Below are 8,336 nucleotides of genomic sequence, written 5' to 3' on the forward strand. Positions count from 1 at the left end.
AGGTGAATGCCCGCCGAACCGAGTACCCGATGAACAAGCTCCAACCAACGCCGGCCGACCCCGGGGCCGGCGCCTACGTGGTGCGCCACGCCGGCGTCATGCTGGTCCGCAACCTGCCGCGGCTGCTCGGTGCCCCGCTGCTCTACCGGCCGCGAGGAAGCCCCCCACGAGACGCCCGCGGGCTGCTCGGCTGGGGACTGAAGGGCAAACATCGGGACACGGCTGCGCTGGCACGCGAACTCGGCCTGCCTTACCTCGCGGTGGAGGACGGCTTCCTGCGCTCGGTCGCGCTCGGCGACACCGACGAGCCCTTGTCCCTGGTCTTCGACGACCTCGGCGTGTACTACGACGCCCGCTCGCCCTCGCGGCTCGAGCAGTTCATCGCTGCCGTCCACACGGACGAGCAGCGCGCGCGCGCCCGACGGATCGCGCAGGCATGGTGCGCGCAGCGGGTCTCCAAGTACAACCACGGCCGCGAGGCCTGGACGCACGACGACCGGCCGTTCGTGCTCGCCGTGGATCAGACCTTCGGCGATATGTCGATCGAGCTCGGCCTGGCGTCGCCGGCGAGCTTTGCGCGAATGCTGGAGGCAGCGCTCGACGAACACCCCGGCCTGTCGGTGGTGCTCAAGGTTCATCCGGACGTGCTGGCCGGGCGCAAGCGGGCGCACTTTGCCGAACTCCCGCCGGGGGCTGCGGCGCGCGTCAGGCTCCTGGCCGAGAACGTTCACCCGCCCGCCTTGCTAGAGGCCGCGCAGGCGGTCTACGTCGTCACGTCGCAGATGGGATTCGAGGCACTCATGTGGGGCAAGCCGGTACGCAGCTTCGGCATGCCCTTCTACGCCGGTTGGGGGCTCACGCGCGACGAACTGCCGAGGCCTGACAGGCGTCAAGCCGCCCTCCCGGTCGTGCTCGACGACCTCGTCCATGCGGCATTGGCCGAGTACCCCCGCTACATCGATCCGGAGACGCTGCAGCGCTGCGAGCCCGAGCGGGTGATCGAGTGGATGGGGCTGCAGCGCCGGATGCGCTGCCGCTTTCCCGCCAAAGTGCAGGCAATCGCCTTCTCCGACTGGAAGCAGCCCATCGCGCGCGCGTTCTTCGGCGGCAGCCAGCTTGCCTTCGTCGAAAAGCCGGCGCCGCTGGCAACGGGCGATGGCCGTGCCGTCTGGGGTCGGGCCGCGGACGACGATCCCTCCAGGCGGGGCACGGCGTCGCCGCTGCTGCAGGTCGAGGACGGCTTTCTCCGATCCGTCGGGCTCGGGGCGCACTGGGTGCGCCCGCTGTCATGGGTCATCGATCGCCGTGGCATGTACTACGACGCGACTTCGCCCTCCGACCTAGAGGAGATGCTCGAGACGGCATGCTTCGACGCGCCGACACTGGCGCGGGCCCGCGCCCTGCGCGAGTCCATCGTGGCTTCCGGTGTCACCAAGTACAACGTCGGCGCTGGCGGCTGGAACAGGCCGGCCGGCCGGCGTCTGGTCGTGCTGGTTCCCGGGCAGGTCGAAGGTGACGCCTCCATCCGCTGGGGCTCGCCAGCACTGCAGCGCAATCTCGATCTTCTTCGCGCGGTCCGGCTGCTCCGCCCCGAGGCATGGATCGTCTACAAGCCCCATCCGGACGTGCTCGCCCGCAAACGTCCCGGCGGGAACGACATCGCCGCTGCGCGCGAGTGGTGTGACCAGATCGTCACCGACGTGCCCATCACGGCACTGTTCCCGCAGGTCGACGAGTTGCACACGCTCACGTCACTTGCGGGCTTCGAGGCCCTGCTGCGCGGCCGCGCCGTCGTCTGTCACGGTAGCCCGTTCTATGCGGGCTGGGGGCTGACAACCGATCTGCTCGCACACGTACGTCGCACCCGTCAACTGACAATCGACGAACTGGTTGCCGGCGCGCTGATCAAGTACCCGACCTATGTCAGTCGGACCACGGGCACCTTCACGACGCCGGAGCGAGCGCTCTACGAGCTGTCGCACTGGCGCGAGACGGAGCCGCCGCGGGAACCGTGGTCGTCTCGCGCCCTGCGCCGCCTCAAGCGATGGCGTGCCCGGCTCCGGCGGCCCTGAGCGGTGCCTCGGCCGCGCGGGGCACCAGCGACAGCCGCGCCGCGCGGAAGTGCTTCATCACGATGCCCGCGGTGGCCTCGATGTCCTGCGCCGTGTAGGCCCAGGCATCGCCGGGCGCCTGGTAGCAGCGCAGCACCGTGGCGCGCAGCGCCTCGCCCGCCGCGGCGTCGCCGCGCGCCGCCGCGACCTCGCGCAGGCGCTCGCCGAAGCTGGCCGGCGTGGCGCTGACCAGCGGGCGGGCGTCGGAATAGAAGCTCGGCGCGAAGCAGATCACCCGCTCGCCGCGCACCAGTGCCTCGAAGCCGACGGTGGAGTTGATGCAGACCACGATCGGGTCGGCGCGGTGGAAGCGCGCCAGGTTGCCGCCGATCAGGTGCGCGCCTGCCGGCATGCGGTAGTGCGTCGCATCCATCGGGTGGCGCTTGAACAGCACCGGCGTTCCGGGCAGCACACGTTGCACCTCGGCCGACAGGAAATCGATGAACTGCTGGTTGCTCTCGAAGGGCGAGTGCAGCACGAGCTGCGAATCGGTGGCCAGTTGCAGCGGCACGACGACCAGCGGCATGCCGGAGCCTCGGGGCACCGGCACGTTCTCGCCGTCGTCCAGGTGGTGCTCGGTGCGCCACTGCGCCCAGGCCAGCCGCAGGTAGGGGCCGACGGAATAGCGCTTGTGCTGGATGCGGCCGCGGTCGCGGTCGATCAGGCAGGCCAGCGCGTTGTGCACGATGAAGCGTGCGAATCGCGTGCGCAGCCAGGGCTCGGCGTCGCGGCGCGCCAGCGGGTCGTCGGCGGCGACGCCGACCAATCCCGGCAGCGCTTCCGCCCGCTGCAGGCTGAAGCGCGAGTTCAGGCCCAGCGTGCTCAGGCTCGAGGTGCTGTAGCGGAACGCGCCGCGCTCGAAGTACAACACCACCACGCCGAGTTCGGCCGCCGCCAGCCGCGCCGCCACCGAGAACGGCCGCGCGTCGGAGAACACCAGGCACAGCTCGATGCCCTCCTCGGTGAAGCGCTGGCGGAACCAGTCGACCGCGCGCGCGAACACCGACATCGAGCGCGCATCCTTCATCGGCGCCCAGGTGGCGTGGTCGAACTCGTGCGGCAGTTCGCGCAGGTGTTCGGACAGCCCCGGCTTCCAGACGATGGCCCGGTCTTCGCCGGTGTACAGGCGGTAGGCGGGCGAGGACAGCAGCGCGACGACGTCGCCGCCGGTGCGCCGGGCGAGCGTGGCAGCCAGCGCACTGAAGTGCCCGCTGTAGGCCGGGTCGAGATACGCGATCTTCATCGAGCCGGCGATTGTGACACCTTGTCACCAGGCGCCGAGCCGGCGGCCTCCCGGTACTCGGGGATGGTGGCGGCGAGGCGACACTGCACCTCGGCGTCGCTGGCCAGGGGTGCCGCAGCCGCCCAGTCGAGCAGGCCCAGCACCTGCTCGGTGCCGCCGGCCAGCCGCGCCAGGTGGATGCTCGGCACCGTGGTCGGCAGCGTGGCGTCGGCGTCGGCGAGCAGTTCCTCGTAGAGCTTCTCGCCGGGGCGCAGGCCGGTGAAGGCGATGGCGATCTCGTCCGGCCCGTGGCCGGCCAGGCGGATCATCTCGCGCGCCAGGTCGACGATGCGCACCGGCTCGCCCATGTCGAGCACCAGCACCTGCCCGCTCTGCCCGATCGCCGCGGCCTGCAGCACCAGGCGCGCCGCTTCGCTGAGGGTCATGAAGTAGCGAATGATGTCGGGGTGGGTGACGGTCACCGGCCCGCCGCGCCCGATCTGCTCCTTGAACTTCGGGATCACGCTGCCGCTGGAGCCGAGCACGTTGCCGAAGCGCACGGCGATGAAGCGGGTGCCCGGGTAGCGGCCGGCCAGCGTGACGATCGCCATCTCGGCAGCACGTTTGGTGGCACCCATCACGTTGGTCGGGTTGACCGCCTTGTCGGTGCTGATCAGCACGAAGCGCTTCGCACCGCACTCGGCCGCGGCGCGCGCCGCCAGCCAGGTGCCCAGCGTGTTGTTGCGCAGCGCCGCCCAGGCGTTGTCGCGCTCCATCAGCGGCACGTGCTTGTAGGCGGCAGCGTGGAACACCACCTCGGGCCGCCACCGCATGAAGGTGGCGCGCAGATGCGCCTCGTCGCGCACGTCGCCGATCAGGCGCACGAGTTCGAGTGCGGGGAACGACTCGCCGAGCTCCTGCTCGATGCGGTAGAGGTTGTATTCACCGAGTTCGTAGAGCACCAGCCGCGCCGGCTGGTAGCGGGCGATCTGCCGGCACAGCTCGCTGCCGATGCTGCCGCCGGCGCCGGTGACCAGCACCGTGCGGCCAGCCAGCACTTCGCCGATGCCGGCTTCGTCGAGCTGCACCGGCGCGCGGCCGAGCAGGTCTTCCGGCTCCATGTCGCGCAGCTGCTGGCGCATGCCCTCCTGCAACTCGCGCGCGCTCGGCACGGTCATCACCGGCAGCCGCGTCGGCAGCACCAGGTCGACGGCGCGGCGGCGCTGTGCCGGGCTGGCGCCAGGCATCGCGATGACCAGGTGGGTGATGCCGAGCCGCCCGGCCTGTTCGGCCACCGCCGACAGCGGCCCCAGCACCGGTACACCGGAGATGCGCGCCCCCTGCTTGCCCGGGTCGTCGTCGAGCAGGCCGACGACCAGCCAGCCGTCGTGCTGGATGCCGGCGATCAGCCGCCGCGCCGCGCTGCCGGCGCCGAGCACGAGGGCGCGGCGGATCTCGCCGCCGTCGCCGACGATGCGGCTGCGCAGGTGCTCGTAGAGCATGCGGTAGCCGATGCGCACCAGCGTCAGCCCCATCAGGCTGATGAAGGGGTGCAGGGCCAGCACCGCACGCGGCACCTTCGTCAGGCCCAGGCCCATCACCGCCGCCGCGCCGAGCACGCCGGCCACCACGCAGGCGAACAGCAGGCGCTGGATGTCGCCGAAGCCGGAAAAGCGCCAGATGCAGCGCGGAATGCCGAAGGCGACGAAGACGATCAGGTACAGGCCCACCAGCGCCAGCAGCACCCAGCCGTCGTAGTCGGGCCGCGCCGTGGTCCAGCGCTCGAAACCGAGGCGGAACAGGTAGGTGGCGTTCCAGGCCAGCGCGATGACCACCGCGTCGACGAGCAGCGCGAACCATTGCCGGTGCGGGCGCATGCGCGCCAGCAGCCGTTCGAGGGCGATCCAGAAGGCCTTCACGCCGCGCCCCTGCCGCCGAACAGACCACCGAAGAGCGCGCCCAGCGTGCGCAGGATCAACCGAATGTCGGTGGCCAGCGAGGCCTGGTCGACATAGGCCGCCGCCAGCTTCAGCTTGGCCGGCATGATGACCTCGACGTACTCGCGCTCGGGGTCGGCCGCACGGACCAGCAACTCGCTCTCCTGGCGGTATTCGATCGAGGCGATGTCGGTGATGCCCGGCCGCACCGACAGCACCTTGTCGCGCAGCGCCGGCGGGTACATCGCCACGTAGCGCGGCACCTCGGGCCGCGGGCCGACCAGGCTCATCGTGCCGTCGAGCACATCGAGCAGTTGCGCCAGCTCGTCGAGCTTGGCTCGGCGCAGGAGCGCGCCGACACGGGTGATGCGCGCATCCGCGCCGACGGTGATCTGCGCACCGGCGGCGCCGTGGCGCATGGTGCGGAACTTGTGGATGCGGAATGGGCAGCCGCCGCGGCCGACACGCTCCTGCCGGTAGAACACCGGCCCCGGCGAGTCGAGCTTGATGGCCAGTGCGATCAGCAGGAACAGTGGCGAGAGCAGCAGCAGGCCGAGGCCGGCGACGACGAGGTCGAACATCCGCTTGGCCATCGGCGACAGATCAGCGAAAGGTCAGATGACCTTGGCGCGCATCAGGTCGTTGGAGTTCAGGGCGCCGACCAGCAGGCCGTCGCCGTCGACCACCAGCACGCTGGTGATGCGGTGCTTCTCCATCAGGTCGGCAGCCTCGACGGCCAGCGCGTCGGCGCGCACAGTGCGCGGCGAGGGATGCATCACGTCGCCAGCGCGCAGGTCGCGCAGGTCGCGGCCCACCTCGATCAGGCGGCGCAGGTCACCGTCGGTGAAGATGCCCTGCACACGGCCCTGTGCGTCGGCCACCGCGGTGGCGCCCAGGCCCTTGCGCGTCATCTCGCGCATGGTGTCGACCAGGCCAGTGTCGACAGTGACCCGCGGCACCGCATCGCCGCTGCGCATCACGTCGTGCACATGGGTCAGCAGGCGGCGGCCGAGCGAGCCGCCGGGGTGCGAACGGGCGAAGTCTTCCTCGCGGAAGCCGCGCGCGTCGAGCAGCGCCACGGCCAGCGCGTCGCCGAGCGCCATCTGTGCGGTGGTGCTGGCGGTGGGCGCGAGGTTCAGCGGGCAGGCTTCCTGGTCGACCGCGCTGGACAGCACGATGTCGGCGTGGCGGGCCAGCGTGCTCTCGGGCTTGCCGGTCATCGCGATGGTCGTCACCGACAGGCGCTTGATCGCCGGCAGGATGGCAGCGAGCTCGTCGCTCTCGCCGGAATTGGAGATCGCCAGCACCACGTCGCCCGGCGTGACCATGCCGAGGTCGCCGTGGCTGGCCTCGGCCGGATGAACGAACATCGCCGGCGTGCCGGTGGAGGCCAGCGTGGCGGCGATCTTGCGGCCGACATGACCGCTCTTGCCCATGCCCATCACCACCACGCGGCCGCTGCAGGCCAGCATGGCGGCCACGGCAGCGACGAAGCTGTCGCCCTGGCGCTGCTTGAGCCCGATCAGCGCGGCTGCTTCGATGTCGAAGGTCTGGCGCGCGAGTTCGAGAATGCGCTCGGGGTCGAGACGGTCGGACATGCGTGCTGCAGGAAGGGAAAGAACCCGGGATTCTAGGCGCCGAGGATGCGCCGGGCGGCCGCCGCCACCCGGGCCACGTCGGCCTCGGTCATGCGCGAGTACATCGGCAGGCTCACCAGGCGTTCGTAGGCATGCTGGCTGTGCGGGAAGTCAGCCGCCTTCAGGGCGTAGCGGTCGCGCCAGTAGGGCTGCAGGTGCAGCGGGATGTAATGCACGCTGCAGCCGATGCCGGCGGCGAACAGCTGCTCGATGAAGGCGTCGCGCGTGACCGCTGCCGCATCGGCCAGGCGCACCGCATAGAGGTGCCAGGAGTGCAGTTCGCCGGCCGCCGGTTGCGGCGGCGTGATCAGCGGCAGGCCGGCCAGCGCCTCGCCGTAGGTCGCTGCGATGGCCTGGCGCCTGGCCTGGAACTCTCGCGCCCGCTTCAACTGGTGGATGCCCAGCGCCGAGGCGATGTCGGTCAGGTTGTACTTGAAGCCCGGCGCGACGATCTCGTAGTACCAGCTCGGCACGGTCGCGGTGAAGCGGTCGAAGGCGTCGCGGCTGATGCCGTGCAGGCGCATCACCTGGATGCGTTTGGCGAGTGCCTCGTCGCGCGTCACCACCATGCCGCCTTCGCCGGTGGTGATGGTCTTGTTGGCGTAGAAGCTGAAGACGGTGGCGTCGGTGTCCAGCGTGCCGATCAGGTGGCCGTCGCAGGTGGTCGGCAGCGCGTGGGCCGCGTCCTCGACGATCTTCAGGCCGTGCCGGCGCGCCAGCGGCACGAGCCGCGCCATGTCGGCCGCCAGGCCGGCGTAGTGAACCGGGATGACGGCCCGGGTGCGCGGCGTGATGGCGCGCTCGACGGCATCCACATCGATGCACAGCGTGGCCGGGTCGATGTCGACCATCACCACGTCGGCGCCGAGGTAGCGCACCACCTCGGCGGTGGCGGTGAAGGTGTGGGTGGTGGTGATGACCTCGTCGCCGGGGCCGATGCCCAGCGCTTCCAGCGCGAGGTGCAGCCCGGCCGTCGCCGAATTGACGGCCATGGCATGCAGGCCGGGTTCGCCGAGCCAGGCGGCGAAGTCCTGCTCGAAGCGGCGCGTCTTCGGTCCGGTGGTGACCCAGCCGGAGCGCAGCGTATCGACCACCTCGGCGATCTCGGCCTCGCCGATGTCGGGCAGCGCGAAGGGCAGGAAGGGCTGGTCACTCATGGCTGCGGTTTGGCGATCCAGGCCAGCACATGCGTGCGCAGCACCGGAAGGGTGTTGAAGACAGTGTAGAGGGCGGGGTGCACCCGCACGACGCGACGCGCGATCGGCGGCGCCAGCGTGACCCGCTGCGCATCGATGCGCCCCTGCGGGAAAAGCTGCTGCACCCGCGCCAGCGGCATGCCGCGCACGTCGCGGTTGGCCGGGTTGTCGACGGTGAAGTCGTACCAGAGCACCGCGCCGCCGGGGCGCAGCCAGCGCCACATCGTGTCGGC

At 70.8% G+C, this 8,336-nt stretch carries 6 protein-coding genes and 1 pseudogene; 1 reads left to right on the forward strand and 6 read right to left on the reverse strand.

Features of this window, described 5'->3' with window-relative positions:
• Nucleotides 1-29 precede the first annotated feature (29 nt).
• Nucleotides 30-2,072 (forward strand): capsular polysaccharide biosynthesis protein, encoded by a 2,043-nt coding sequence (locus AAG801_RS06100; protein WP_341887619.1) that lies wholly within the window; start codon nucleotides 30-32, stop codon nucleotides 2,070-2,072.
• Here the strand turns inward: AAG801_RS06100 and AAG801_RS06105 are convergent.
• The 6 genes and pseudogenes from AAG801_RS06105 to AAG801_RS06130 form a co-directional block, all read right to left on the reverse strand.
• A complete protein-coding gene (locus tag AAG801_RS06105) occupies nucleotides 2,038-3,354 on the reverse strand; it encodes a hypothetical protein (protein ID WP_341887620.1) in 1,317 nt (438 codons plus the stop codon). The genes AAG801_RS06100 and AAG801_RS06105 overlap by 35 nt on opposite strands.
• Nucleotides 3,351-5,252 carry a nucleoside-diphosphate sugar epimerase/dehydratase gene (locus AAG801_RS06110; RefSeq protein WP_341887621.1) on the reverse strand — a complete coding sequence of 634 codons (1,902 nt, stop codon included), beginning with the start codon at nucleotides 5,250-5,252 and terminating at the stop codon, nucleotides 3,351-3,353. Before AAG801_RS06110 ends, AAG801_RS06105 begins: the two co-directional genes overlap by 4 nt.
• Nucleotides 5,249-5,863: a sugar transferase gene (locus AAG801_RS06115; RefSeq protein ID WP_341887622.1), complete on the reverse strand. Its 615-nt coding sequence runs from the start codon at nucleotides 5,861-5,863 to the stop codon at nucleotides 5,249-5,251. Before AAG801_RS06115 ends, AAG801_RS06110 begins: the two co-directional genes overlap by 4 nt.
• A 21-nt stretch (nucleotides 5,864-5,884) precedes the next feature.
• Nucleotides 5,885-6,868, reverse strand: coding sequence for a KpsF/GutQ family sugar-phosphate isomerase (locus AAG801_RS06120; protein WP_341887623.1), 984 nt, complete (start codon nucleotides 6,866-6,868; stop codon nucleotides 5,885-5,887).
• A 32-nt stretch (nucleotides 6,869-6,900) separates the two neighbouring features.
• Entirely contained in the window at nucleotides 6,901-8,064 is a 1,164-nt protein-coding gene (locus tag AAG801_RS06125) for a DegT/DnrJ/EryC1/StrS aminotransferase family protein (RefSeq protein ID WP_341887624.1), read from the reverse strand.
• Nucleotides 8,061-8,336, reverse strand: a pseudogene (locus tag AAG801_RS06130) (SAM-dependent methyltransferase); the annotation flags it as partial. The gene AAG801_RS06125 and the pseudogene AAG801_RS06130, both read right to left, overlap by 4 nt.

This window comes from Variovorax sp. YR752 (assembly GCF_943372545.1).

Coding starts and splice junctions, on each gene's coding strand:
- AAG801_RS06100 (WP_341887619.1), top strand. CDS start 30: ATGAACAAGCTCCAACCAACGCCGGCCGACCCCGGGGCCGGCGCCTAC.
- AAG801_RS06115 (WP_341887622.1), bottom strand. CDS start 5,863: ATGGCCAAGCGGATGTTCGACCTCGTCGTCGCCGGCCTCGGCCTGCTG.
- AAG801_RS06120 (WP_341887623.1), bottom strand. CDS start 6,868: ATGTCCGACCGTCTCGACCCCGAGCGCATTCTCGAACTCGCGCGCCAG.
- AAG801_RS06105 (WP_341887620.1), bottom strand. CDS start 3,354: ATGAAGATCGCGTATCTCGACCCGGCCTACAGCGGGCACTTCAGTGCG.
- AAG801_RS06125 (WP_341887624.1), bottom strand. CDS start 8,064: ATGAGTGACCAGCCCTTCCTGCCCTTCGCGCTGCCCGACATCGGCGAG.